Source organism: Roseobacter weihaiensis (assembly GCF_020622345.1).
GTDB classification, from domain to species: domain Bacteria; phylum Pseudomonadota; class Alphaproteobacteria; order Rhodobacterales; family Rhodobacteraceae; genus Roseobacter; species Roseobacter weihaiensis.
Map to the genome: position 1 here is coordinate 75,092 of NZ_JACNMO010000006.1, position 25,690 is coordinate 100,781.

21 protein-coding genes are annotated in these 25,690 nt (G+C 60.8%); 11 read left to right on the top strand and 10 right to left on the bottom strand.

The window, feature by feature from the left end:
* Positions 1-35: 35 nt before the first annotated feature.
* Complete coding sequence (locus H7847_RS08865) at positions 36-599, bottom strand: helix-turn-helix domain-containing protein (RefSeq protein WP_227269113.1); 564 nt, start codon at positions 597-599, stop codon at positions 36-38.
* Between the two features lie 121 nt (positions 600-720).
* Here H7847_RS08865 and H7847_RS08870 point away from each other — a divergent pair, with 121 nt between their 5' ends.
* Complete coding sequence (locus H7847_RS08870) at positions 721-1,899, top strand: acetyl-CoA C-acyltransferase family protein (RefSeq protein WP_227269115.1); 1,179 nt, start codon at positions 721-723, stop codon at positions 1,897-1,899.
* A 29-nt stretch (positions 1,900-1,928) separates the two neighbouring features.
* Here H7847_RS08870 and ubiB read toward each other — a convergent pair whose 3' ends face one another.
* A complete protein-coding gene (gene ubiB / locus H7847_RS08875; protein ID WP_227269117.1) occupies positions 1,929-3,476 on the bottom strand; it encodes a 2-polyprenylphenol 6-hydroxylase in 1,548 nt (515 codons plus the stop codon).
* Entirely contained in the window at positions 3,477-4,229 is a 753-nt protein-coding gene (ubiE, locus tag H7847_RS08880; protein WP_227269119.1) for a bifunctional demethylmenaquinone methyltransferase/2-methoxy-6-polyprenyl-1,4-benzoquinol methylase UbiE, read from the bottom strand.
* Positions 4,230-4,316: 87 nt separating this feature from the next.
* Between ubiE and mutM the strand changes: the two genes are divergently transcribed.
* The 8 genes from mutM to gyrB all read left to right on the top strand — a co-directional run bounded on the left by mutM (position 4,317) and on the right by gyrB (position 14,147).
* Positions 4,317-5,195: a bifunctional DNA-formamidopyrimidine glycosylase/DNA-(apurinic or apyrimidinic site) lyase gene (mutM, locus tag H7847_RS08885; RefSeq protein ID WP_227269121.1), complete on the top strand. Its 879-nt coding sequence runs from the start codon at positions 4,317-4,319 to the stop codon at positions 5,193-5,195.
* A gap of 63 nt (positions 5,196-5,258) precedes the next feature.
* Complete coding sequence (locus H7847_RS08890; RefSeq protein WP_227269123.1) at positions 5,259-6,035, top strand: enoyl-CoA hydratase; 777 nt, start codon at positions 5,259-5,261, stop codon at positions 6,033-6,035.
* An 815-nt stretch (positions 6,036-6,850) separates the two neighbouring features.
* Entirely contained in the window at positions 6,851-7,114 is a 264-nt protein-coding gene (gene rpsT / locus H7847_RS08895) for a 30S ribosomal protein S20 (RefSeq protein ID WP_227269124.1), read from the top strand.
* A gap of 523 nt (positions 7,115-7,637) precedes the next feature.
* A complete protein-coding gene (gene dnaA / locus H7847_RS08900; protein ID WP_227269125.1) occupies positions 7,638-9,002 on the top strand; it encodes a chromosomal replication initiator protein DnaA in 1,365 nt (454 codons plus the stop codon).
* 142 nt (positions 9,003-9,144) lie between these two features.
* Complete coding sequence (dnaN, locus tag H7847_RS08905; RefSeq protein ID WP_227269126.1) at positions 9,145-10,263, top strand: DNA polymerase III subunit beta; 1,119 nt, start codon at positions 9,145-9,147, stop codon at positions 10,261-10,263.
* Between the two features lie 73 nt (positions 10,264-10,336).
* Positions 10,337-11,437, top strand: a complete 1,101-nt coding sequence (gene recF, locus H7847_RS08910) for a DNA replication/repair protein RecF (RefSeq protein ID WP_227269127.1) — start codon at positions 10,337-10,339, stop codon at positions 11,435-11,437.
* The gene (locus H7847_RS08915; protein ID WP_227269128.1) at positions 11,434-11,604 is read left to right on the top strand and encodes a hypothetical protein; all 171 of its coding nucleotides are present in this window, start codon (positions 11,434-11,436) and stop codon (positions 11,602-11,604) included. The genes recF and H7847_RS08915 overlap by 4 nt, the downstream gene beginning before the upstream one ends.
* A gap of 128 nt (positions 11,605-11,732) precedes the next feature.
* A complete protein-coding gene (gyrB, locus tag H7847_RS08920) occupies positions 11,733-14,147 on the top strand; it encodes a DNA topoisomerase (ATP-hydrolyzing) subunit B (protein ID WP_227269129.1) in 2,415 nt (804 codons plus the stop codon).
* A gap of 59 nt (positions 14,148-14,206) precedes the next feature.
* Here gyrB and H7847_RS08925 read toward each other — a convergent pair whose 3' ends face one another.
* Complete coding sequence (locus H7847_RS08925) at positions 14,207-15,292, bottom strand: Hint domain-containing protein (protein ID WP_227269130.1); 1,086 nt, start codon at positions 15,290-15,292, stop codon at positions 14,207-14,209.
* A gap of 321 nt (positions 15,293-15,613) precedes the next feature.
* Here H7847_RS08925 and H7847_RS08930 point away from each other — a divergent pair, with 321 nt between their 5' ends.
* Positions 15,614-16,690, top strand: coding sequence for a DUF2793 domain-containing protein (locus tag H7847_RS08930; protein ID WP_227269131.1), 1,077 nt, complete (start codon positions 15,614-15,616; stop codon positions 16,688-16,690).
* A gap of 38 nt (positions 16,691-16,728) precedes the next feature.
* On the opposite strand, the gene H7847_RS08935 is transcribed toward H7847_RS08930, so the two are convergent.
* Both H7847_RS08935 and H7847_RS08940 read right to left on the bottom strand, forming a co-directional pair.
* Positions 16,729-17,535: an enoyl-CoA hydratase gene (locus tag H7847_RS08935; protein WP_227269132.1), complete on the bottom strand. Its 807-nt coding sequence runs from the start codon at positions 17,533-17,535 to the stop codon at positions 16,729-16,731.
* Between the two features lie 91 nt (positions 17,536-17,626).
* Entirely contained in the window at positions 17,627-18,556 is a 930-nt protein-coding gene (locus H7847_RS08940) for a fatty acid desaturase (protein WP_227269133.1), read from the bottom strand.
* Positions 18,557-18,724: 168 nt separating this feature from the next.
* Here H7847_RS08940 and H7847_RS08945 point away from each other — a divergent pair, with 168 nt between their 5' ends.
* Entirely contained in the window at positions 18,725-19,552 is an 828-nt protein-coding gene (locus H7847_RS08945) for a helix-turn-helix domain-containing protein (protein ID WP_227269134.1), read from the top strand.
* Between the two features lie 18 nt (positions 19,553-19,570).
* Here the strand turns inward: H7847_RS08945 and H7847_RS08950 are convergent, their stop codons facing one another.
* The 4 genes from H7847_RS08950 to H7847_RS08965 form a co-directional block, all read right to left on the bottom strand.
* Positions 19,571-21,817 carry a heavy metal translocating P-type ATPase gene (locus H7847_RS08950; protein ID WP_319799759.1) on the bottom strand — a complete coding sequence of 749 codons (2,247 nt, stop codon included), beginning with the start codon at positions 21,815-21,817 and terminating at the stop codon, positions 19,571-19,573.
* 69 nt (positions 21,818-21,886) lie between these two features.
* Positions 21,887-23,419, bottom strand: a complete 1,533-nt coding sequence (locus H7847_RS08955; RefSeq protein ID WP_227269136.1) for a heme biosynthesis protein HemY — start codon at positions 23,417-23,419, stop codon at positions 21,887-21,889.
* Between the two features lie 11 nt (positions 23,420-23,430).
* A complete protein-coding gene (locus H7847_RS08960; RefSeq protein WP_227269137.1) occupies positions 23,431-24,921 on the bottom strand; it encodes a hypothetical protein in 1,491 nt (496 codons plus the stop codon).
* 58 nt (positions 24,922-24,979) lie between these two features.
* The gene (locus H7847_RS08965) at positions 24,980-25,663 is read right to left on the bottom strand and encodes a uroporphyrinogen-III synthase (RefSeq protein ID WP_227269138.1); all 684 of its coding nucleotides are present in this window, start codon (positions 25,661-25,663) and stop codon (positions 24,980-24,982) included.
* Positions 25,664-25,690: the final 27 nt, after the last annotated feature.

Consider the following 25,690-nt stretch of genomic DNA (forward strand, 5'->3'; position numbering starts at 1 on the left):
TTCTGTTATTTTGGAATTATTCCAGTATCACGTCATTAGCCGGTTTGGACAACCAGAAACGCGCGGGCGGTACCAACAGCTTTGATCCGGTGGGGGACATCGGCGCTATAGCGCGCCGTATCGCCGGCTTGCAGACGGCTGACGTTCTCACCGCTTGTCACATCGACGACACCTTCGATCACGGTCAGATGCTCGCGCGCGCCCCTGGCATGAGGCTGGCTGTCCAGCTCCCCATCGAGGGCAAACACCAGCTCATAGACCTCGTGCCGCCCGGCCTCCTCCGGGGGGGACAGAATGCGAATACGAACGCTTTTTCCTTTATTATTGATGGTTGGCACGTCTGAACTGCGCAAGGTCTCGATCTCTGCGGTCTTCGCCGCCATGTCCAGCAACCCGGCAAAATCGACCTGCAAGGCGCGGGTCAGATTCCACAGGGTGGCAATTGTCGGGCTGCTCTCGCCCCGCTCGATCTGGCTGACCATCGACCGGGATACCCCGGACAGTTTCGCCACCGCATCCAGTGACAGCCCAAGCCCCTGCCGTGCTTCTTTCAGACGTGCGGGCAATTGGCCGAGGATCGGGTCAGTGGTATCCGCCATATCGGATAATTCGCGTATATAAAGGAGACTGTCAATATCGCATCCCGCTTGACGGCACGTTGCCACTGACAATGCTGCCCCTCAAAGGCATAGTGCCCAAAACATGCAAGCGGAGGATACCATGACCCACGACATCGTAATTCTGGACGGCGCACGCACGGCCATCGGAACCTTTGGCGGCGCACTGGCTGCAACGCCTCCCATCGAGCTTGCGACAACCGCAAGCAAAGCAGCCTTGGAGAAATCCGGCGTCGCGGGCGATCAGATCGGGCATGTGGCCTTTGGGCATGTGATAAACACCGAACCGCGCGACATGTACCTCAGCCGTGTCGCCGCGATGCAGGCCGGTGTCCCGGACAGCGTGCCGGCGATGAATGTGAACCGCCTTTGCGGGTCGGGCGCGCAGGCCATCGTGTCCGTCATTCAGTCCCTGATGCTGGGCGATGCCGGATTTGGCCTTGCGGGTGGGGCGGAGAACATGTCGCGCTCCCCCTTCATCATCCCGCAACAACGGTGGGGTGCAAAGATGGGCGATGTCAAATCACTCGACATGATGCTGGGGGCGTTGAACTGCCCGTTTGGCACCGGGCACATGGGCGTCACGGCAGAGAATGTCGCGTCCGAGCATGACATCAGCCGCGCCGAGCAGGACAGCTTTGCCCTGCAAAGCCAGCAACGCGCGGCCGCAGCCCTGGAGGCAGGGCATTTTGCCTCGCAGATCGCACCCGTGGAGGTGCGCGTTAAACGCGACATGGTCAGCTTCGAGGTGGACGAGCACCCCAAGGCAACCACGGCAGAGGCGCTCGCCGGGCTGCGCACGGTGTTCCAGAAAGACGGCACGGTGACGGCGGGCAATGCCAGCGGTATCAATGACGGCGCCGCAGCACTGGTGCTGGCGACGGCCGAGGCCGCAGAAGCGGCGGGGCTCTCACCCAAGGCGCGGGTTTTGGGTTATGCGCATGCCGGTGTGCGCCCCGAAGTCATGGGCATCGGGCCTGTCCCGGCGGTGCAAAACCTGATGCACCGCACCGGCCTGACCGTTGGTGACTTCGACGTGATTGAAAGCAACGAAGCCTTTGCGGCGCAAGCGCTGGCCGTCAGCAAGGAGCTGGGGCTCGACGGGGACAAGGTCAATCCGAACGGCGGCGCGATTGCGCTGGGGCATCCAGTCGGGGCGACGGGGGCGATCATCACGCTCAAGGCGCTCTATGAGCTGGAGCGCATCCAGGGCAAGCGGGCGCTCATCACCATGTGTATCGGTGGCGGGCAGGGCATTGCGCTGGCGATCGAGAGCCTCTGAAAAGGGCGGGTGACGCTTCGGCACCCGCGTCAGAACAGGATCATATCCACCGCGATCAACGTCAGAGACCCCGATATCCCGATGGTCAGACCCAGGATGACCGCCCCCAAAACCCACCGGAAAAGGCCGCTTTCCCTGCGCGCCGGTGGGGGGTTCGCCTGACGGATCAGGGCCTCTTCGACCAGCGCGGGCAGCCGCGGGCCGAATCGGGACACGACGCGCGCGGTCTTGGCCAGATCGCTCAGCGTCGCCCGCGGCCCGATGGATTTCGAGATATAATTGGTCACGATGGGGCTCGCGACCTGCCAGATGTTGATCTGCGGGTTGAGCGACCGCGCGACCCCTTCCACCACCACCATCGTGCGCTGCAAGAGGATCAGCTCGGTCCGCGTTTCCATGCCGAACCGCTCGGTCACCTCGAACAGGTAATTCAGCAACCGCCCCATGGAGATCTTATTGGCGTCCATGCCAAAAATCGGCTCGCCCACGGCACGCAGGGCGCGGGCAAATTCATCCACATCCTTGTCAGCGGGCACATAGCCTGCCTCAAAATGCACCTCGGCCACCCGTTTGTAATCCTTACGAATAAAGCCAAAGAGGATTTCGGCGTAAACGCGGCGGGTGTATTCGTCGATGTGCCCCATGATGCCGAAATCATAGGCGATGATATCACCATTGGGCGCGACCTTGAGGTTGCCCTGGTGCATATCAGCGTGAAAGAACCCGTCCCGCAACGCGTGACTGAGAAAGAGCTGCAGTACCCGGTTGCCCAGGTCGATCCGGTTGTGCCCGGCCGCGTCAATCGCGGCATTATCCCCCATCGGGACGCCATCCGCCCAGCCAAGGGTCATCACCCGGCGGGCCGAGAGTTCCCATTTGATCTCGGGCAGTTGAAAGCCTTCGTCGGTCTTGGTGTTGGCGGCAAATTCGGACGCGGCGGAGGATTCAAGCCGCAGGTCCAACTCACCCTGCACAACCCCGTCAAAGTGCTCGATCACCTCCATCGGGCGCAAACGCCGCGCGCCGGGGGCAAAAATTTCGACCATGCGGGCCGCGAGGTAAAACGCATCCACATCCTTGGCAAAGGCGCGTTCGATCCCCGGACGCAGGACCTTGACCGCGACCTTTTCACCGGTTTCAGAGATGGTCGCCTGATGCACCTGCGCGATGGAGGCGGCCGCCACCGGTGCGCTGAACTCGGAGAACACCGCATCAACCGAAACACCCAATTCCTTTTGGACCTCCGCCTTGGCCTCGGCCACCGAAAAGGGGGGCAGCTTGTCTTGCAACACGCGCAGTTGCACGGCCAATTCGTCGCCCACCACATCCGGGCGGGTCGACAGGATTTGCCCGAACTTGATGTAGGCCGGGCCCAAAGCGGTCAGCGCACGGGTGGCCGGCGGCATGGTCGGATCGCCCTTGTAGCCCAGAAACTTGAACGGCAGCCCAAGCGCCCGCGCGACGAACCGCAAGGCCGGCGGCGCCTCAAAGGCGTCCAGCACCACATTCATGGCGCCGGTGCGTTCCAGCGTGGCGCCTGTTCGGATCAAGCGCCAGATGTTGTGAGGTCCGCGCATTCAGAGCTTCCAGCCGGAATGCAGACAGGCGACGCCCATCGTCAGGTTTCGGTATTTGGCATTCTCGAACCCTGCCGTGCGCACCATCTGCAAAAAAGTCTCCTGATCGGGGAAGTTGCGGATGGATTCCACAAGATACTGATAGCTGTCGCGGTCGCCCGCAATCATCTGACCCATCCGCGGAATGACGTTAAAGCTATAGAGATCATAGGCTTTTTGCATCGCCGGGTTAGGCAATTGGCTGAATTCAAGCACCATCAGCCGCCCGCCGGGACGCAGCACGCGGAAGGCTTCGGCCAGCGCCTCCTGGGGCCGGGTCACATTTCTGATCCCGAAAGAGATCGTGTAGACGTCAAAGCTGTTGTCAGCAAAGGGCAGCGCCATGGCATCCCCGGTGACCCAATCGAGCTGGTCGCTCATGGCTTCGGCTTCAGCGCGTTTGCGGCCCTCCACCAGCATGGATTCAGTCAGATCCAGCACCGTCGCATGGCCCGTGCCCGCGCGTTTGAGAAACCGAAAGGAGATGTCACCGGTGCCACCCGCCACATCGAGCAGCCGTTGACCGGCGCGCGGGGCCAGCCAATCCATCATGGCGTCTTTCCACAGCCGGTGGATACCGCCTGACATCACATCATTCATGATGTCATATCTGCTCGCCACTGAAGAAAAGACCCCCTGCACCCGCCCGGCCTTTTCGCCTTCGGGCACGGTTTCAAATCCGAAATGGGTGGTTTTGTCGCTTTCGTCGCTCATAAGCTCTTGTGGTCCTTGCACTTCGTCCTTTGTTATAGAGTGCGAGAGGGCAGGCACAATGCGTCCCTTTGGTCACAGGGAAATGAAATGCCCGAGCTTCCTGAAGTTGAAACCGTCCGTCGCGGCCTGGCCCCCGCGATGGAGGGCGTGGTCATCGCGCAGGCGGATGTGAACCGGCCCGATCTGCGCTGGCCTTTTCCGGCGAACATGGCCGCCCGGCTGACGGGCAAAAAGGTGGAACGGCTGCGCAGGCGGTCGAAATACATCCTCGCTGATCTGGACAGCGACGAGACGTTGCTCATCCATCTGGGCATGTCAGGGCGGATGCTGATCTCGGGCGATCCGTCCAACCCAAGGCTGGCCGAACACATGCCGGGCCAGTTCGTGCACGACCACCCTCCGGCGCAAAAACACGATCATGTGGTCTTTCACATGGCCAATGGCGCGCGGATCACTTTCAATGACCCGCGCCGCTTTGGCGCGATGGACCTGATGGCGACGGCAACAGCCGCCAATCACAAGCTGCTGACGGTGCTGGGCCCTGAACCTCTGGGCAATGATTTCCACGAAAAACATCTGATTCACGCCTTCAAAAACAAGAATTCCCCGGTCAAATCCGTTCTGCTTGACCAGCGGATTGTCTCCGGATTGGGGAATATCTACGTTTGTGAGGCACTTTTTCGCGCAAAAATTCACCCTGCACGCAAGGCGGGAAAGGTAAGTGCGCCGCGTGTGGCCCGACTTGTTCCGATCATCCGTGATGTGCTGTCAGATGCGATTGAAGCGGGCGGATCCTCCCTGCGGGACTTCCGCCAAGCTGATGGAGAACTTGGATATTTCCAACACAGCTTTGACGTCTACGGGCGCGAAGGCGACCCCTGCCGCACGCCCGACTGCCCCGGCGTCATCAGGCGAATCGTGCAATCGGGACGCTCATCTTTCTACTGTGCGCAATGTCAAAGATAGCTTGAACCAACCGGGTGTCATGATATTGACTGCCACCTCAAGACAACAACGAGAGCTTACTTCATGGCCTATGAAACGATCATCTTGGACGTGGAAAACCATGTGGCACAGATCACACTGAACCGTCCGGATGCGCTGAATGCGCTCAACGATGAGCTGATGGGAGAATTGGCCGACGCGCTGAGCGCCGCTCAGGACAATGACAAAGTCCGCTGCATTATCGTCACCGGGTCCGAAAAGGCCTTCGCGGCTGGCGCGGATATCGCGATGATGAAAGACAAGAGCTTCGTCGATGTCTTCTCGGGCGATCTCTTTACGGCCGAAACCGATCAGATCCTGCGGGTCCGCAAGCCGATCATTGCTGCTGTTTCGGGCTACGCGCTTGGCGGTGGTTGCGAGCTTGCGATGATGTGCGATTTCATCATTTGTTCTGATACCGCCAAATTCGGCCAACCGGAGATCAACCTCGGCGTGGTCGCCGGTATGGGGGGCACGCAGCGTCTGACACGCGTGGTGGGCAAGTCAAAGGCCATGGACATGAACCTCACCGGTCGCTTTATGGATGCCGAAGAAGCAGAACGCGCAGGTCTCGTCAGCCGGGTGGTGCCCTGCAAAAAGCTGTTGGAAGAGGCACATGGAGCTGCGCAGAAAATTGCCGAGAAATCGATGATTTCAGTCATGGTCGTCAAAGAGGCGGTGAACCGCGCATATGAGACGACGCTGAGCGAAGGGCTCCTGTTCGAGCGCCGCGTGTTCCATTCACTCTTCGCGACCGAAGATCAGTCCGAAGGAATGGCCGCCTTTGTGGAGAAGCGCGAGGCACAATTCCGGGATAAATGACGGGTGTTATATCATCGGACGCGCAGCAGTAATTTCGCATTGCTGAGCCCAGCGAATTGCCCGGAGCCGGCCAAAAATCCAAGCGCCGCCTTTGCCACCGTCACGCTGCACTGCGGCGTTCCTGGCCGCGCATGGGCTGACGGGCTTGCGCATTGGTTCAGCAGACCCGCACCCGCTCCGGAGATTGCCCGGATCGGGCAGGGGCGCATGCCATCCTCAGGGACCTTCTGCACTCAATTGGGCATGGATCCGTTTATCTCATTAATAATAATAGTCCAAAGGGTTAAAGGACCGTATCCGGCGGGAGGATATGATAGAGACCATCATGTGGCCGGTCTGGCGCATGCGTCCCCGCAGGGTCAGACCGGATCTGCCAGCCAGAGATGTCCATCGGGGCGTGGTGGCTATTTCTGACAGAACCAAAGCCACCTTCCCGGGTCGCGGTGCCATCCCGGCCAGTCTCAATTTCGACCTGGCCATTTGATGCGCCGCTGTTGTCACCGCTAATCTGGCCAAACCGAAGGCACGGGAGATTTGTTGTTATCATGGACGCCTTTATGAGCGTCGAAGGTGAAACATATGCTGGGACGCTCGCTGCTCTCCAACTGCGGCTTCATGTAGCGTAACCACATGCCAAACCATGCACTTTCGTCTTTTTTGTGCTTTGCATTGGCCGCGAACCTGCGTATAGAGCGCGCCAGACATGCGCGTGCAGCCCGCTCAGGCTAGAATCACCGAAGGGCCAAAGGCTCCGTTCCGGGTTGGCGTCACGCGTTCGAAATAAGACAACAAACCCAAGAAAAGGTTTTTCACGCATGGCAAATACGCCCCAAGCCAAAAAACGTGCTCGTCAGAACGAGACCCGTTTCCAGATCAACAAAGCGCGTCGCTCGCGCATCCGGACATTTCTGCGCCGCGTCGAAGAGGCCATTGCCTCCGGCGATAAGGACGCGGCAACCACCGCTCTGCGCGCTGCTCAACCAGAGCTGATGCGCGGTGTGACAAAAGGCGTCTTTCACAAGAATACGGCTGCTCGGAAAATGTCTCGCCTCGCCTCCCGCGTCAAAGCACTGGCCTAAACGCTTAACGATTATTAACGGAAACGCCGCTCAGCGGCGTTTTTTTTATGCCGTTTTTGAGACTCTTCCGGGGGCCGAGAGATTCTTTTTCGAAATACTCAGAGTCAAGAATGAAGTTAGGTTGCCCCGTCGCTGGCGAAGTTGCTACCAACATAGTGCGATTCATCTCGCATGGGGGGACAGGCCTCGAATCTCGTCGTTTTGCAGCGACACAAGGGATGTCGGGGGCTGGGTAATTTGGAAACACTTTGCCTTCAGTCTGCAAGCGCTGCACGGTCAACGTTTTGCCCTGTCAAATAAGAGTACGGTTGGGGCAACCCGATCTGATCTGAAGAAGGCTCAGGTGTGCAGGGCTTTCAAAGATCGGTCGATGCCCTTCTGTAAAATGTCCGACGGACGACGCCTTTTTCCTCCTAAGGAAAGAGCATGGCGGAGCCTTGTCGGGCAAAGTGGGTGGCGGTGTGGCCTTCGAATGGTGGGGTCGGACGTTAATTTGGAATGCTATAAGGAATGCAGGTCAAAAATGACAAAAGAGCAATGGGGACAGCTAAGACAACGGTTACGCAAAACGGTGGGGCAGAACAACTACAAGAACTGGATAGAGCCAATAGAATTCAGCAATTCGCATGACGGGATTGCGACCTTTGAGGTGCCCACGAATTTCCTGGGGAATTACGTGAGCCAGAATTTTGCTGACCTTATCCTGCACGAGCTGCGCTGCGAGGATCCGGAGGTCCGCCGCTTGCGCTTTGCCGTCCCGTCGCATGTGAACTCGGGTGCCAAGCCATCACAGGCCGCCGCCGAACCCGCGCGGGCCCCTGCCGCCAAAAACCGCGCGACAGGCCATCTCTCCGCGGCCCCGCTCGATGCGCGCTTTACCTTTGAGAACTTCATCGTCGGCAAACCCAACGAGCTGGCCTATGCCGCGGCCAAGCGCGTCGCCGAAGGCGGGCCCGTGACCTTCAATCCGCTGTTCCTTTATGGGGGCGTTGGCCTCGGCAAGACTCACCTGATGCACGCGATTGCCCATGAGCTGCGCCAACGCCGCCCGGACCTGAATGTGCTTTATCTCTCGGCGGAGCAGTTCATGTACCGCTTCGTGCAAGCCTTGCGTGATCGGAAAATGATGGATTTTAAGGAAATTTTCCGGTCCGTCGATGTGCTTATGGTTGACGATGTGCAATTCATTGCGGGCAAGGACAGCACGCAGGAGGAATTCTTTCACACCTTCAACGCGCTTGTTGACCAGAACAAGCAGATCATCATCTCGGGCGACCGCGCGCCGGGTGAGATCAAGGATATGGAAGAACGCGTGAAATCCCGCCTGCAGTGTGGCCTTGTCGTCGACCTGCATCCGACAGACTATGAACTCCGGCTCGGGATTCTGCAAAGCAAGATGGATCAGCAACGCCAGAATTATCCGGGACTGGAGATCGAAGAAGGCGTTCTGGAATTCCTGGCGCATCGCATCTCGACCAACGTGCGGGTGCTCGAAGGCGCGCTGACCCGGCTTTGTGCTTTTGGCTCGCTGGTCGGGCGCGAGATCAACATGGATCTGACCCAGGACTGTCTGTCGGATGTGCTGCGGGCTTCCGAGCGCAAGATCACCGTCGAGGAAATTCAGCGCAAGGTCTCGGATCACTACAACATCCGCCTGAGCGATATGATCGGCCCCAAGCGCCTGCGCTCTTACGCGCGTCCGCGTCAGGTGGCGATGTATCTGTGCAAGAAGATGACCTCGCGGTCCTTGCCCGAGATCGGCCGCCGGTTCGGCGGTCGCGACCACACCACTGTCATGCATGGTGTCAAACGCATCGAGGAACTCAAGGTGCAGGACGGCCAGATCGCCGAAGATCTGGAATTGCTGCGCCGCGCCCTTGAAGAGTGAGGAAAACAGGGTCTGTGGGTGCGGAACGCCTCCACAGACCTTGACGCCTTGCCCATTCCACACGACAAATCCATAAAACTCTTGTGAAGTCGGTCAAACAGGGTAATTTGCCCCTCCCGACAGTGGATTAGGAAGTGGCTCAATGAAGATCAGCATCGAACGCGCGGCCCTGCTGAAGGCCGTGTCTCAGGCACAGTCTGTTGTGGAGCGGCGCAACACCATCCCGATCCTGGCCAATGTGCTGATCGAAGCGGAAGGCAGCGATGTCACGTTCCGGGCCACCGACCTTGATATCGAAATTGTCGATAAGGCCCCGGCTCAGGTCGAACGCGCCGGGGCGACGACGGTTTCCGCCACCACCCTGCACGAGATTGTGCGCAAACTGCCGGACGGGGCGCTTGTCACGCTGACGGCAGACAGCGCGACAGGCCGGCTGACGGTCGATGCGGGCCGGTCGAACTTCTCTCTGGCGACCCTGCCGAAAGAAGATTTCCCGATCATGGCATCATCCGAATACGACACGAATTTTTCTGCCAACGCGCCGGTCTTGCGGCGGCTGTTCGATAAGTCGAAATTCGCGATTTCCACAGAAGAAACAAGGTATTATCTGAACGGCGTCTATATGCATGTCGCCGAGGCAGACGGGGGTCGTGTCCTGCGCTGCGTGGCAACAGATGGCCACAGGCTCGCGCGGATCGATGCGGACCTGCCCGACGGGGCGGCCGAGATGCCGGGCGTGATCGTCCCGCGCAAAACAGTTGGTGAGCTGCGCAAACTGCTGGAGGATGACGAGATGAAGATTGCGGTCTCCGTCTCCGAGACCAAGGTCCGCTTTGCCACGCCCGATATCACCCTGACCTCGAAAGTGATCGACGGCACCTTCCCCGATTACACCCGGGTCATCCCGCAGGGCAACACCCGCAAGCTGGAGGTAGACGCCGCCGATTTCGCCCAGGCCGTGGACCGCGTGGCCACCGTCAGCTCGGAACGCTCGCGGGCGGTGAAACTGCAACTGGATGAAGACCGCCTCATCCTGTCGGTCAACGCGCCCGACAGCGGTGCCGCCGAAGAGGAACTGGCCGTCGCCTACGCAGATGAACGGCTTGAGATCGGCTTTAATGCGAAATACCTGCTGGAGATTGCCAGTCAGGTCGACCGGGAGAATGCGGTTTTCCTCTTCAACTCCTCCGGTGATCCGACCCTGATGCGGGAAGGCAATGATCAGTCCGCGGTCTATGTTGTCATGCCGATGCGCGTTTGATCCCTGCGGGCCGGACGACACCCTTTTTCAGACGTCGCCCCAAGGCGGCCGCTAGGCAGAGAGAGCCCGCACCGTGGTCTTGCGCCTGAACACCCTGACGCTATCGCATTTCCGGTCGCATCGGTTGGCCCGCCTTGCGCTGGACGGCAGGCCCGTGGCGCTCTTCGGATCCAATGGCGCGGGCAAGACCAACGTTCTTGAGGCGGTTTCCATGTTCTCCCCCGGTCGCGGGTTGCGACGCGCCAGCGCCCTGGATATGGCCCGCCGACCCGAGGCTCTGGGCTGGAAACTCACAACCGAGCTGTCGTCGCTGGGCCAGCTCCACGAGATCGAAACATGGTCCGAGGACGGGGCGGCGCGGCAGGTGCGCATCGACGGCAAGGCAGCACCGCAGATCGCCCTGGGCCGTGTTGCCCGCGTGCTCTGGCTGATCCCGGCGATGGACCGGCTCTGGATCGAAGGGGCCGACGGGCGGCGGCGCTTTCTCGACCGCATGACGCTCAGTTTTGAGCCCGATCACGCCGAGGCCACGCTGGCCTATGAGAAAGCCATGCGCGAACGCAACCGTCTGCTCAAGGATATGGTGCGCGAGCCTTCGTGGTATCTCGCCCTGGAAGCGCAGATGGCCGAGGCCGGGATCACCATCGACCGCAACCGCCGCAGGGCGCTGGCCCAACTGGCGGAGGCGCAGAGCGGTGCGCAAACGGCCTTTCCCACCGCCGACCTCGATCTGATCCACAACGAGGCGGCGCTGCCCACGTCGGAGGACGACCTGCGCACCGCTCTGGCCGAGAGCCGCAACCGCGATCTGACCGCCGGGCGCACGCTGATCGGGCCGCACCGCGCCGATCTGATTGGCACCTATGCGGACAAGCAGGTGCTTGCCAAGGATTGCTCCACCGGGGAGCAAAAGGCGCTTCTGGTCTCTCTTATTCTGGCCAATGCGCGGGCGCTGGCGGCGGCATTCGGGGCGGCCCCGCTGTTGCTGCTGGACGAGGTGGCGGCGCACCTCGATCCCGACCGACGCGCCGCGCTTTACGATGAGATTGCAGCGCTCGGCGCGCAGGCCTGGATGACCGGCACCGAAAAGCAACTCTTTTCCGCCCTGGGCGACCGGGCCCAGTATTTCGAGGTAGACGAGGCAGACGGGGCCTCTGACGTTTTGGCCTCATGACCATCACCATCAGCGATCTGTTGCGCAACGCAGGCACGCTTGTGACCCTCATCATCACAGCCTCGGTCACCGTCCTGCCCGCGGGGAACCTGTGCTGCTGGCGGTCTGTGTCGACCGGATCAGAGGCTTTATCAATCGGCCTGACAACCTGCGGCGGATCAATCTGACCTCCGGTTTTCTGCTGATTTTGGTCGGTGTGTTGCTCCCGGTGCTTTGACACAAAATATTGTGTCCGTCGCGTGACATTGCCCCAGAAAAATCGTATAAATTCAAGAAAATACGAAGGTATGACGACATGTCCGACAACGCGCAGGCCCCCGAAGAATATGGTGCCGATTCCATCAAGGTTCTCAAGGGGTTAGAGGCCGTTCGCAAACGCCCCGGGATGTATATCGGTGACACCGATGATGGCTCTGGCCTGCACCACATGGTGTATGAGGTCGTCGACAACGGAATTGACGAAGCGCTGGCCGGTCATGCCGACGCGGTCACGGTCACAATTCACGCGGACAGTTCCGTCTCTGTCTCTGACAACGGGCGCGGTATTCCGGTGGGCATTCACGAAGAGGAAGGTGTTTCTGCTGCTGAGGTCATCATGACCCAGTTGCACGCGGGGGGTAAGTTCGACAGCAATTCCTACAAGGTCTCGGGCGGTCTGCACGGGGTCGGGGTGTCGGTGGTCAACGCGCTCAGCGACTGGCTGGAGCTGCGCATCTGGCGCGAGGGCAAGGAACACATCGCCCGTTTTGAAGGGGGCTTTACCACCAAGCACCTCGAAGTGGTGGGGGAAACGGACCAGACCGGCACAGAGGTACGTTTCATGGCCTCGACCGACACGTTCTCCAACCTCGAATATTCCTTCGACACGCTGGAAAAGCGCCTGCGGGAGCTTGCCTTCCTGAACTCCGGTGTGCGGATCATTCTCGTGGATGAACGCCCCGCCGAGCCTCTGCGGTCCGAGCTTTATTACGAAGGCGGTGTGAAAGAGTTCGTCAAATACCTCGACCGGTCGAAGACCTCCGTCATGCCGGAGCCGATCTTCATCACCGGCGAAAAGGACGATATCGGCGTCGAAGTCGCCATGTGGTGGAACGACAGCTACCACGAAAACGTCCTGCCCTTTACCAACAACATCCCGCAGCGCGATGGCGGCACGCATATGGCGGGCTTTCGCGGCGCGCTGACGCGCACCATCAACAACTACGCGCAGTCCTCCGGCATCGCGCGCAAGGAAAAGGTCAGCTTTACCGGTGATGATGCGCGCGAGGGGCTGACCTGCGTGCTGTCGGTGAAGGTGCCGGACCCGAAGTTCAGCTCTCAGACCAAGGACAAGCTGGTGTCGTCTGAAGTGCGCCCGGCAGTGGAAGGGTTGATGAACGAGAAACTGGCCGAGTGGTTCGAGGAGAACCCCAACGAGGCCAAGATCGTGGTGAGCAAGATCATCGAGGCCGCACATGCCCGCGAAGCCGCGCGCAAGGCCCGCGATCTGACGCGACGCAAGACGGCAATGGATGTGAACTTTCTCGCGGGCAAGCTCAAGGATTGCTCTGAAAAAGACCCTTCCAAGACCGAAGTCTTTCTGGTCGAGGGGGACTCAGCGGGCGGCTCTGCGCAGACAGGTCGCGACCGGCAAACCCAGGCCATTCTGCCGTTGAAAGGCAAGATTCTCAACGTCGAGCGGGCCCGTTTCGACCGCATGCTCGGCAGCCAGGAGATCGGCAATCTGGTGATGGCGCTGGGCACCGGCATCGGGCGCGATGAATTCGACATCAGCAAGCTGCGCTACCACAAGATTGTCATCATGACGGATGCGGATGTGGACGGCGCACATATCCGGACGCTACTCTTGACGTTCTTCTACCGGCAGATGCCGCAGTTGATCGAGAACGGGCATCTCTACATCGCGCAGCCGCCGCTTTACAAAGTCTCGCGCGGCAAATCCGAGGTCTACCTCAAGGATGAAACCGCGATGCAGGAATATCTCATCCAGCAGGGGATCGACGGGGCGATGCTGCGGCAGGGCAACGGCGAAGAGATCACCGGGGCCGATCTGGCCCGCGTGGTTGATCTGGCCCGGCAGATGCGCCGGGTGCTGGACGCCTTCCCGACGCACTACCCCCGCCATATCCTTGAGCAAGCCGCCATCGCCGGAGCCTTTGCGCCCGGCGCTGTGGATGCGGATCTGCAGGGTGTGGCAGACAAGGTGGCAACCCGGCTCAACCTGATTGCGCTGGAGTATGAGCGCGGCTGGCAGGGTCGGATCACGCAGGATCACGGTATCCGGCTGGCCCGCATGCTGCGCGGTGTCGAAGAGGTGCGCACGCTGGATGGGCGCATTCTGCGCGGCGGCGAAGCGAACCGAAGCGGTAGTTTTACCCAGCACCTGCAAGAGGTCTACAATCTGCCTGCGACGCTGGTGCGCAAGGATCGCACGCAGATCATCCACGGGCCGATGGACCTCCTGGACGCGATTTTGCAGGAGGGCGAAAAGGGCCTCTCGCTGCAGCGCTACAAAGGTCTGGGCGAAATGAACCCCGACCAGCTCTGGGAGACGACACTGGACCCGGACGCGCGCACGCTGCTGCAGGTCAAGGTGGATGACATGGCGGAGGCTGACGATCTCTTTACCAAGCTGATGGGCGACGTGGTTGAGCCCCGCCGCGAATTCATTCAGCAAAACGCGCTGAGCGTGGAAAACCTTGATTTCTGAACTGCAGGCGATCCGCGGAGCATCAATGATCCGCTCACAACAGAGATGCTAGGCGTGGGTCAGTGCCTGACAACCCGCAGGGCCGAGGGCACCGGTCTTTTTGGCGCAAGCGGGCTGCCGACAGATGCCTTGAGCCGCATTGCGGCCGCAAGCGCCCTGGCTTGCGTCACGCTCAGCATCGGGCGGGCAGGCGGATAAACCACCGACACGTCATGGCTCAGCAGATCCGGCAAAAGCGACGTCACGGCCGAACGCCCGATGGCACCGAGACGTTTCAGCGCTTCGGGGCCGGGATAGAGCGTTTCGACCCGTAAACCGTTGGCAAAGATCACCTCATGGCGATCTGTCAGAAGCGTAAAGTACTGGATCCTCTTACGCCCCGCCATTTGCCTGATCCGTGCAAGACCCGAGAGCGCCTTTGCCGGGGCCAGCGCTTCTCTGAGCCCAAACAGGAATTCAACAGCGCTGTGGCGGATCAGGATGCGATGATCCGGCGAAACGATGGTGTCGCGGGACGGCGCACCCTGCCCAAAACACCCCGCCTTCAGCAGAACGGGTCTTGCGGTCCCAGGCGCACCATCAAGATCAATTGTCCGCTGCCCGATCCAGCGGACCGGCACGCTGCCATGGTCCTGGGCCGCAATCGGGTCACCGATGGCCAGCTGAGCCACATCCTTTGGACCTATGGGCGTGTCGATCAACGTGCCTGGCGCAAAACAGGGAAAGTTATTGAAATCCAGGTTGCCGTCATCGTCCCCGGTTGCATCTCCAACTTCGTCCGCCTGCGTATAGGTGACAGTCTGAGGGCCCGCTGGAACGCCCCCCAAGTCAATCAGAAACCGCCGACCGGGCAGGATCAGATGCTCGTCACCGCCTCCGAGGCCCTGTTCGATATCAGGTTGGACACCTGTTCTCGGGACCACGACATTGCCATTCGAATCGGAAATGCTGATGAACTGGCCATTCCGAAATTCCGTGGCGTTGTTGTTCACCTGTTCCAGCAGGACGGTAAACTGCTCGTTCGGCTGGCCTAGAGCCTCGACGCCATTGACCGTCACAACGCGATCGGGTCCATTTCCCTGCCCGGAGAAACTGGTATAGCGTCCGAGTTGGTCGCCCCGCAGGAATAGGGTCACATTGGCCATCAAGATCGCTCCGTTTCATGGGGCTGAATGACCCGTCACCTGCCCAAAACACAAAGCCTTGCAGTGCCGCGATACATAGTCATCACGTCCGCATACTGTTAACGAGCTATTTACGGCCTTGAACAAGATCAAGACCGCGCTCTCAAATGCATGTCACCCATCACCCGCATCCGTCAGTCCTGCGCAAGATTATGCCCAGAGGCGCGCGCAGGCGGTTTTTGTGTCTTAACGAAAGGATAACTGCCGGGGCGCTGCCCTAAGCCGGTTGCAAGGCTTTTGCCGAAAAATGCCCTCGATCAAACATTTCTCGTGGGAATTCACATGGCCGATACCTCCAGCAGTCTGTCTTTACCTTTCATCCAGCCGAGCCAGGCGCAGAAACACGTCACGCATAACGAAGCCCTGCGCATTCTGGACGTCGTGACGCAATTGAGTGTTGCGACCGACGACCAAACAGTCCCCCCCGCGTCGCCAGCAGAGGGTGCACGCTATATCGTGGAGGAGAACGGCAGCGACGACTGGACCGGGCACGACGGTGAAATCGCCCTTTTCGAGGAGGGTACCTGGCGCTTTTTCGTCCCCCGTGCGGGCTGGCGGGCGTTTGTTGTCAGCCGCGAAGCGCTTGTTGCCTATGACGGGTCAGAGTGGCTTGATCTGGACAGCTCGGAACTTGAAGAGATCGAGACATTCGGCCTCGGCATGACCTCTTTGCCGGATGCACCGTTTTCGGCCAAGGTGAATGCCGCCCTCTGGACAGCGCTCTATCAGGCCGATGGCGGGACCGGCGATATGATGAGCACGCTGAACAAGGAAGCCACCGGCAACGATGCCGGGCTGATCTTTCAGCAGGATTTTCAGACGCGGGCGCTCTTTGGCCTGTTTGGGACAGATAACCTGCGGCTGGCCACGTCGGATGATGGCACGACCTTCCATGATGGTTTGATCGTCAACAGCGGGTCGGGCATTGTCGATCAGCCTCGTCTGCCCCGGTTCAAGGGCCAGACCAACTTTGACAATTACTGTGCGGCGGACGTCTGGACCCGGATCGCTATCAACGACATGGCCTATAACGAACAGGTCGCTTTTGATGCCGGATCAAACGAATTCACGGCAGAGGTTTCGGGCACCTACATGATGGGTGCCGTGCTGACCTTCAAGGCGGACGCCAGCACGGCTTCCCGCATCGGCGCGCGGCTTGTGGTCAACGGCAGTGACCCGGTTGTGGGGTCACAGGTCGAAAGCACCGGCGCGCATGTGTCGGAGCGCACGACAGCTTCGATCCAGACGATGGTTGTGCTGGCGGCCGGCGATACGGTGGAATTGCAGGGTATCCTGCGAAACCAGCCCGGGTACTTCATGGCGGACCGGACCGATTTCTGGGGCTATAAGGTCGGCTGATGCAGGCCGCAAACAGCTTGAAATTCCCAAGTTAGGGTCTAATCTCCGGTCCAATCCGGCATACGTTTTTTATCAATGAAGGCGTTGATGCCCTCTGTGGCATCGCGCGCCATCATATTTTCCGCCATGGCCGCCCCGGCGTAGGCATAGGCCTCTTCCAGCCCCATTTCCGCTTGCCGGTAAAAGGCTTCCTTGCCGATCCTGATGGCCACCGGGGATTTGTCCACGATGCGGCGCGCCATGGCCTGCGTGGTCTGTGCCAGGGTATCCGCGGGAACGGCCCGGTTTATCAACCCGATGTCGACCGCCTTTTTGGCGGGAATGAAGTCTCCCAAGAGCAACATCTCCATCGCCTGTTTGTGGGCGACATTGCGCGACAGCGCCACCATCGGGGTGGAACAGAAAAGCCCGATGTTCACACCTGACGTTGCGAACCGGGCGTCCTCGGCGGCGACGGCCAGGTCACATGTCGCCACCAATTGGCAGCCGGCAGCGGTGGCAATTCCCTGCACTTCGGCAATCACAGGCTGGGGCAAATGCACAACCGACATCATCATCCTGGAACAGCGTGCAAAGAGCGTGTTGAAATACCCGGCCCCGCCATCCGCATCCGCGCGCCGCGCGGTCATTTCCTTGAGGTTGTGACCGGCACAGAAATGCGCACCGGCACCGCGCAGAATAACCGCCTTGATCCTGCGGTCCTGCCCGATCGTCTCCCAGGTGTGTTGCAACGCGTCCAGCATATCCTCGGACAAGGCGTTCAGCGTTTGCGGCCGGTTGAGCGTGACAACCGCCACCCCCGCGTCCACCTCCAACAAAACCGGCGTGTCTGCAGTATCCTTCATCTCGGCCTCCCAGCTTGATGCTGCCTATCAAAGCGGATCACGCATCCGACTTGCAAGCAAAGACAGACGCGGGTGCCAATCTTTGTGGGATTCAGGCTCTGAAACGCCCCCCAACCTTGGGGGTCTGCCGAAGGAGATGAGGCACCGGATCCTTCGCCGTGAAGAGAAATAACCGGGCAATTTCAAGGTAGGACCGAAAGGCATATCCGCCATTTCGTACGAGGATCGCGTCGCGTCTGGCGGCATAGGCATCCGGCAGCGCGTACCACGGCAGGTTGGGGCTGGCGTGGTGAACCGCGTGCAGATTGTTCTTGAGGAAAAGATAGGACAACAGGCCGCGATCTTCGATGATGACTGTCCGGCAGCGGGCTTTGTCATGGGCGCGGTGCTCCAGAAAGGTCCTGATCTTGAGGATCGAATGACTGCCATAGACCGCCACCGCATAGAGCCAGAACGGTATGTCGCTGATCCAGACAAGCCACAAGATCACCGGGACAAGACCCGCCAGATGAAACAGGTACGCCGCGACAATCCTGCGATCGCCGGTCCGCAAGGCCCGCGCATCGGCGCAATAAAACGTGCCCAGACCGATCACCGGACCGATCATCATACGGCCCAGTAAGGTGTTGTTCCAATTGTAGATACCTTGCCGCAGGCGGGACCAGCGCACCCATACCGCAGGGTCGATGTAGTTGCTCTCCGGGTCATCATAGGGATCGGTCAATGACGGATCATGATGGTGCGCCAGATGCGTATCGCGGAACCGGTGATAGGGTACCAGAAGACCAAGGGCAGGGAAGACCAGCGCGGTGTTGGCCGCCTCGTTCCTGAACGGATGGCCATGCAGCACCTCGTGGCTGAACGAGGAATAGAGGGTCAGCGTCACTGTCAGGATCACCGCGGACAGCAACAGCCCCAGATCATCAGCAAACGCCGTCGACAGGATGAACCCGCCGTAGCATAGCGCACAGATCAACAGGGTCGGCCATTCGATGGCAGAGGAGGTCGTGGTATGGGTCATGGTCTAAATCAGCTCCGACGCGGTCTTGGTGAGTTTCAAGATCCGCCCCGCCATCTTTCGAAAATGAGCCCTACGGAACAAGCGCGTGAATCTGGTAGTTTAGCAAAACATATGCAGCAGTATTGATTAGATGTTGTGGTTTCGCTTCAGATGATGTGTTTTAGCGACATGGACAAAAGACATCTCTCCCGTTTGTTCAAGGATCGATTGCGGCGGGTCGTCTCTTCGCATCCCGACGGGCGCGGACATTTTATGCGGGCCACGGGCATTGATCGCTCGGCCCTCAGCCAGTTCCTGAGCCCGGACACCGACCGCATGCCGCGCGCGGAAACCCTGCGGCGGATCGCTGCTGTCAGCGGCGTTTCAGTTGACTGGCTGCTTTGTCTGGAAAACGCCCCCGAGGGACGGCAGGAAGTCACCCAAAGCGTTCAGATCGAAAAGGAGGTGCAGGCCGACGGCTCTACGCCACTGGACCAATGGCGCCATGAGGCCGCCGGGTTCAAGCTCAGGACAGTCCCGTCGACCCTACCGGATATCGTCAGTCTTGCGCCGGAAACAAAGCAGCGGGATGCGCATGAGGACGCCCGCGGGGGTGGCGTTGAAAATGTGCTGGAGCGTATCTCGCTGAACGACATGGATGTCGAGGTCGCCATGCCGCTGCAAACCCTGCAAGACCTTTCGGCCCGCAGCGGATTATGGCGAGAGGCCTCTCGCGACAGCTGTCGCCGGCAGCTCTTCCACATGGCGCGCATCTGCGGCGAAAACTACCCCGCCCTCAGGTTGCATCTCTATGACGGGACGCGGGTCTTTTCCGCGCCCTTTACGGTCTTTGGCAATCAGCGCGTCGCGCTTTACATCGGGGATGCATATCTCGTGGTCAGCGGTCCCGACCAGGTGCGTGGATTTGCCCGCCAGTTCGACAGGTTGGTGCGTCAGGCCGTGATCGGATCAGACCGGGTGCACGACACCTTAATCGGGTTGGCAGAGGCCGTTTAGCCCCTGTTAGGCACAGAGTCAGCCAGAGGAAGCGGCAGACAGCTTTCTCAGACGCAGGGCATTTGAGAGCACAAAAACACTCGACAGCGCCATGGCTCCGGCGGCCAGCATCGGCGACAGCAGCATCCCGAACGGTACAAAAAGCACGCCCGCGGCCACCGGGATCAGCGCCGTGTTATATCCAAAGGCCCAGAACAGGTTTTGCCTGATGTTGCGCATGGTCCGGGTGGAGACATCATGCGCGGTCCCGACGCCCCGTAGATCACCGGACATCAAGACCACATCCGCCGATTGAATGGCGACATCCGTCCCGGTCCCAATCGCGATCCCCACATCTGCCGCCGCCAGCGCGGGGCCGTCATTGATCCCGTCGCCGACAAAGGCAACCCGGCGACCACCCGATTGCAGCGCGGTGATCGCCTCCACCTTACCGCCCGGCAAAACGTCCGCGACCACGGTTTTGATCCCCGTAGCTGCCGCGATGGCCTCTGCGGTGTTGGACTTGTCGCCGGTGATAAGCGCGGTTTCGATCTGGCGGGCACGCAGGTCGCCGATCAGGTCGGCGGCATGGGGTTTGAGCTGATCTGCCACCGTCAGCATGGCGGCGGCACGACGATCCACGGCGGCAAAGAACACGGTCTCGCCGCGCCGCGCCGCCTTTCGCATGCGCTCGTCGAAGGATGAGACATCCACCCCCTGCGCCGTCAGGAACCGGTCAGATCCGATGAGGATCTGCCGCCCCTCGACCTCACCCACAATCCCCAGACCACTTTTGGCTGTGACGGTTTGCGCCTCCGGCAGGGCCAGCCCCTCTTGATGCGCAGCGGCCACGAGCGCCTTGGCCACGGGATGCTCGGCGCGGGCCTCGACGGCCGCCGTCAACCGCAGCACGTCGGCACGGGCGACCCCTTCGGCGGGCAGGATGTCACGCAGGACCGGCTTGCCTTCGGTGAGGGTGCCGGTCTTGTCAAACGCAACCACATCCGCCTCGGCCAAGGATTGCAGCGCATCGCCCTTGCGAAACAGAACGCCCAGTTCCGCCGCGCGCCCCGTTGCGACCATGATCGAGGTCGGTGTGGCAAGACCCATGGCGCAGGGGCAGGCAATGATAAGGACGGACACGCCCGCGACCAGCGCATAGGACAGCGCCGGGGCCGGACCAAAGAGCAGCCACACCACGACGGTGATCACCGCGAGGGCCAGGACAGCAGGCACGAACCACAGCGTGATCCGGTCCACCAGAGCCTGAATGGGCAGCTTGGCCCCCTGCGCCTCCTGCACCATGCGGACAATCCCGGCCAGAACCGTATCGCGCCCGACATGGGTGGCGGTGATCTGCAGACTGCCGGTGCCATTGACCGTGCCGCCGGTCACAGGATCGCCAACCGCCTTTTCGACCGGCATCGGCTCACCGGTGACCATGCTTTCGTCGAGATGGCTCTGACCTTCGAGAACGGTCCCATCCACCGGAACCCGCTCGCCGGGGCGCAGCAGCACCACGTCGCCCGGCACGAGCGCTTCGACCGCGACCGCTTGCGGCCGGCCGTCCCGCAGGACCTGCGCCGTCCTGGGTTGCAGACGCATCAGCGCGTTTATCGCAGCTCCCGTTTTCCCCTTGGCCCGCGCCTCAAGCCAGCGGCCCAGCAGGATCAGGACCACGATCACCGCCGCCGCCTCGAAATAAACGGCCCGCGACTGCTCCGGCAGGACCGCAGGGAACAGGAGCACCGTCATGGAGTAGAGATATGCCGCCATCGTCCCCACCGCGACAAGGCTGTTCATATCCGGTGTCCCACGCGCCAGGGCCGGAAAACCCGCGCTGTAAAAGCTGCGGCCCGGACCGGCGAGGACCAGCGTGGTCAGCACCGCCTGAATCCACCAGCTGGTGCCCAGACCAATGCTCTGGTGGATAAAGTGGTGAGACGCCGGAAACACATGGCTTCCCATCTCAAGCACAAAGACCGGTGCCGTCAAAACAGCGGCAATCAGCGTTCTGAACCGGATCGTTACCGCTTCCTGATCGCGCTTGTCCTGCTTGTCGTAATCTGCGGAACGGGCGACGCGCGCGGGAAAACCAGCCGTTTCCGCAGCCGAGATGAGCGAAGCCACAAGTCCGCCACCCTGCCCCTTGACCACTGCCGTTTCCGTCGCAAGGTTGACCGACACAGCCTCCACCCCTGGCACCCCTGCCAAGGCACGATCCACGCGGCCCACGCAGGAGCCGCAGTGCATCTTGTCAATAGAGAGTGTTATGGTCTGCGACATCATCCGGTTCCCTTGAATGATGGTATATCATATAAGGGGTTGTCGGACATAAAGGTCAAGAACGGTGCCCTAACCGGCCTTTGTCGTCTCCGGAGAGGTATCGCTGCCGCCGTTGACCGTCCGCGCGGCATCCGCAGCTTCGTCGTCATCAGGCAACAGTTCCGCATCTTCAATCTCTGGTTCATCTGCCAGGTCTTCTTGGGTGGGATCGTCGGCTTTGTCTTCCAGCGCCCCCACAATGAGCGGCAGCATCTGCACCCCGCCCGGCATCGCCATCTCGGTCATCGGGGGGGTCTTCCAGGCCAGGGTGTCAAAGCTCTCGCAGTTTTCGCAGAACGGCGCCCATTCCGCATGGATATGCTGACAGTTGTCACAGATCCACTGCGGCCCGCGCGAGACGGTAAGGGCCTTGGCAAGCCAGCCGCGCACCACCGCATCAGAGGCGCCCTCACCGCGCTCAATCGCGGCCATCAAGGTGACGGACCGTGCTGTCGGATCCGCCTCGGGCAGATCACCCAGCGCGCGCCGCGCTTCGGGGAAATCCTCGTTGGCAATGTGCAGCTCCGCCAGCAACATCCTGGTTTCGGGATCCTCCGGCTTGGCGCGGGTCAGCACCGCAAAACGCTTGATCCGTTCAGAGGGGGTTTCGTCGGGCTCGATCGATGCAAAAGCAGCAGCCAGATCGGGATGCGGCTGCACCTCCCAGGCCTTTTTCAACAGCCGCACCGCAAGCCGTTTACGGTCCTGCCGGATGTAGCTCGTGGCCGCCATCACCGCGGCAGGGATCAGATCCGGTGAGAGCTTGTTCGCCTCAATCGCCTTTTCCTGCACCTCTATGGAGCTTTCGTCGGCCAGGATATCCCTGGCCTCCGACAGCGCCAGCACCGCGTCCCGGCGTTTGTGCACATCGCGCGGCAGGCTGCTGTACTTCAGTTTGGCACTCAGCGTCTTGCGTGCGCCGGACCAGTCTTCGACCTTGGCCTGCAGGCGCAACAGAACATCCTGCGTTTCCTCATGCTTTGGCTTGATATCAAAAGCCTTCTCCGCCAGCTTGAGGGCTGTTTCAGTATCGCCGTCCGCCAGCTTTTGCTTCAGGATACCGCGCACCCCGACAAAACGCGTCGCATCCTGCGTGACCAGCTTTTTATAGGTCTCCTCGGCCTTGCGCCGGTCCCCGGCCATTTCTGCGGCCTGCGCCACCAGCAGGTTGGTCAACTCCGGTTTCCTGAGGTATTTCTCCGCCTTCGCCGCCTTGGTCATGGCCACACGGCCTTCACCGCTGGCCAGAGCCATGAGACCTTCAGACAGGGCATTGAAGCCCTTGCGTTCCCGGCTCCGGTCGAAATAGCGCGAGATCGCCGTTTCATCCCCGTTGAGAAAACGCCAGACCGCGGCCAGCAAAGACAACAGCTTGAGCAAGAGCCACACCACCAGCACCAGGACAATGATCGCAATGACCGATTGCAGGGCTCCAAAGGTGTATTCACTGCCCATCACGGTGACCTGAACGCCGCCTTCGCTTTCCAGCAGATAGCCCGCGCCCAGGGCCGCTGCAGCGACAGCGACAACGAAGAGAACGATCTTTATCAGGGACCAAAGCATAGATGTCTTCCTTAGTTGCTGTTCAGGCGGTCAGCCAGATCTTGCGCCGCATCCTGTGCGGCCTTGCGGGCTGAGGCTGCCTGCAGCCAATCGCTCATCGCGGACTGCGCTGCCTCCGGCAGTGCTTCCATCTCTGTCAGGGCCGTCTCCAGATCAGCCGCTCTGACAGCCGCCTGCGCGCGTGACAGGATTGCGTCCGCATCCGTCCCCTCGCGCGGCGTTACCGACCGCGCGTTGAGCTGTCGTCTGAGAAATCCGGTAATGCCATCGACCTCGGCCTCGGGCACCTCGGCGCGGGCAGCGGCGAGACCGGCGCGGGCGGCATCCGGAAAGCTGTCCTGCAGGGACGCCATGGTGGGCACACCGGTTTCAGCGGCCTCGCGCAGCGCCACGGGCACCTCAACGGGTGCTGACTGCTCAAGATCACCCAGGGCCGGGCCAAAGCTCTCTCCACTGTCCACGGCGGTGACCACCCGCGTCAGCGCCGCCCGCGCCAGAAGCCGCGCCGCTTCTCCCGCCGCCTCGGCCTCGGCGGCTTCCACCCGCTCGGCAAGGGCCGCGATCTGTGCATTTTGGGCGTCGATTTCAGCTTGCAGCGCTTCAACCGCTTCAGACGACGCACCGCTGTTTTCAACAACAGAAGCAGGGGCCTCGGGTCGGGCCTCTATCTCGGCGACGCGGTCGACCAGCGCCGCAACGCTGCTTTCCAGATCGCCAATCGACGCGGTAAGAGTGCTAACGTCCGCCGTCACATCTGACGGGCTGACGGCTTCCAGTGCGGTCAGCCGTTCCGCCTGCGCATCGGATTGCGCTGCAAGACGCGCCGCCGCCTCTTCGATCGCCGTGAGATCGACCGTCGGGCGCTGCATTGAAGCGGGCAGATAGGTGTCAAACACATCTGCCCGACCTGCGATAAAGCCGATCATCGCGGCAATCACCCCGCCAAAGACCGCGGGCCAGATGCTCCCCCTTACGATTTGAGGTTCAGGCGGCGGTGCCGCTGCGGCGGCTGGTTCCGGCGGGAAAACAGACCCTTCCCGGGGGTCCTTGCGCTTCCCCCACGGGGCCGCGTCCTTGTCGTCAGATGTCGGCGTGTCTTCTGTCTGTGCGCGCTCGTCACTGTCGTCGCGGGCCCGATCCGGGTCCAGGCCCGGCTTCTCCCCGGTTTCGGGCTCGTCTTTTGCCGCCAAGGGATCTGTCGTCTCATCGGCGTCTTTACCGGACGCATCAACGGCATCCCCTGAGGCACCACCTTGTTCTGGCTCTGCTCTTTCGGCAGCTTTTTCATCGGTTTCGAGGTCTTTGACCGCCTCGCTCTCCTTACCATCCTCGGATGGGCTCTTGGCAGAAATCGGTGCGTCTTCCGCTTCGATGTCACTTTCCGGTATCTCGGAAGGCTTCGTGGAAGTCGAAATATTCTTCGCGTCCTGGGGGACCTCAATCTTTGCGTCAGCTTTATCGGCTGTCTCATTGGGCTTGCGTGATTTGGCCAAAATTTCCACCTTTTCGAATCTTCACAGGCGCACTGCTAAACAACCTTACTCCTGCGGGTCAGGCCTCTCAACCCAAGGCGACAGCGCGCGCCAGCTTTTCAATGCACTTGGCAATTGCCTGAGACGTCGGCGATGTCGCCGTCATCACCTCGCCAAACGGTGCTTTTCCCAAGGATTCGCTGACCGCAGCACTCAACGTTGCAATGCGAACTGCCGGATTGGCTGGTACTGATGCGGCGAAATGCGCTGCCGCGCGGGGCGAGAAAAGCGGCACTAAGACGTGCGAATTGCCTGCCAAAGCGTCCTTTGCCCGGGCGTTGAGCGGCAAAAGAGGCTGGTCATAGATCACCGCGCGCCGGGCCTTTAGACCTGCGGCGACCAGATCCGCCACCACGTCCCCCCTGACATGGACACCGCAGAGGTGATGCAGGTTGCCCGCTGGATGGGCTGCGGTGATAAACCGTACAAGCTCTGCCGCTGTCTGCCCTGCAAAAGTGGCCCGCCATCCGGCGGCCTCTGCCGTCTGTGTGGTCCTGCGGCCAAGGCAATACGCGGCGCGCCCCGCCCCCTGGGGCGCAAACCTGACACCATTGGAGGAGGTGAAAATCGCAACAGCCCCAGCGCTGAGTTCGATCGGTGTCCCCAAAGGTTCAATCCCGATCAGCGGGCTTTCGATGACGTCGAGCCGCGCCATGACATCCGCTGCGATCTGATCGACAAACGATGCGTTAGACCCCTCGGGCCGCGTCATGATGAGCGGAATTCGTTGCACCGACCT

Bases quoted from the DNA above. Each gene is read 5' to 3' on its own strand.
- H7847_RS08865 (WP_227269113.1), bottom strand. From the start codon at position 599: ATGGCGGATACCACTGACCCGATCCTCGGCCAATTGCCCGCACGTCTG.
- H7847_RS08870 (WP_227269115.1), top strand. From the start codon at position 721: ATGACCCACGACATCGTAATTCTGGACGGCGCACGCACGGCCATCGGA.
- ubiB (WP_227269117.1), bottom strand. From the start codon at position 3,476: ATGCGCGGACCTCACAACATCTGGCGCTTGATCCGAACAGGCGCCACG.
- ubiE (WP_227269119.1), bottom strand. From the start codon at position 4,229: ATGAGCGACGAAAGCGACAAAACCACCCATTTCGGATTTGAAACCGTG.
- mutM (WP_227269121.1), top strand. From the start codon at position 4,317: ATGCCCGAGCTTCCTGAAGTTGAAACCGTCCGTCGCGGCCTGGCCCCC.
- H7847_RS08890 (WP_227269123.1), top strand. From the start codon at position 5,259: ATGGCCTATGAAACGATCATCTTGGACGTGGAAAACCATGTGGCACAG.
- rpsT (WP_227269124.1), top strand. From the start codon at position 6,851: ATGGCAAATACGCCCCAAGCCAAAAAACGTGCTCGTCAGAACGAGACC.
- dnaA (WP_227269125.1), top strand. From the start codon at position 7,638: ATGACAAAAGAGCAATGGGGACAGCTAAGACAACGGTTACGCAAAACG.
- dnaN (WP_227269126.1), top strand. From the start codon at position 9,145: ATGAAGATCAGCATCGAACGCGCGGCCCTGCTGAAGGCCGTGTCTCAG.
- H7847_RS08915 (WP_227269128.1), top strand. From the start codon at position 11,434: ATGACCATCACCATCAGCGATCTGTTGCGCAACGCAGGCACGCTTGTG.
- gyrB (WP_227269129.1), top strand. From the start codon at position 11,733: ATGTCCGACAACGCGCAGGCCCCCGAAGAATATGGTGCCGATTCCATC.
- H7847_RS08925 (WP_227269130.1), bottom strand. From the start codon at position 15,292: ATGGCCAATGTGACCCTATTCCTGCGGGGCGACCAACTCGGACGCTAT.
- H7847_RS08930 (WP_227269131.1), top strand. From the start codon at position 15,614: ATGGCCGATACCTCCAGCAGTCTGTCTTTACCTTTCATCCAGCCGAGC.
- H7847_RS08935 (WP_227269132.1), bottom strand. From the start codon at position 17,535: ATGAAGGATACTGCAGACACGCCGGTTTTGTTGGAGGTGGACGCGGGG.
- H7847_RS08940 (WP_227269133.1), bottom strand. From the start codon at position 18,556: ATGACCCATACCACGACCTCCTCTGCCATCGAATGGCCGACCCTGTTG.
- H7847_RS08945 (WP_227269134.1), top strand. From the start codon at position 18,725: ATGGACAAAAGACATCTCTCCCGTTTGTTCAAGGATCGATTGCGGCGG.
- H7847_RS08950 (WP_319799759.1), bottom strand. From the start codon at position 21,817: ATGTCGCAGACCATAACACTCTCTATTGACAAGATGCACTGCGGCTCC.
- H7847_RS08955 (WP_227269136.1), bottom strand. From the start codon at position 23,419: ATGCTTTGGTCCCTGATAAAGATCGTTCTCTTCGTTGTCGCTGTCGCT.
- H7847_RS08965 (WP_227269138.1), bottom strand. From the start codon at position 25,663: ATGACGCGGCCCGAGGGGTCTAACGCATCGTTTGTCGATCAGATCGCA.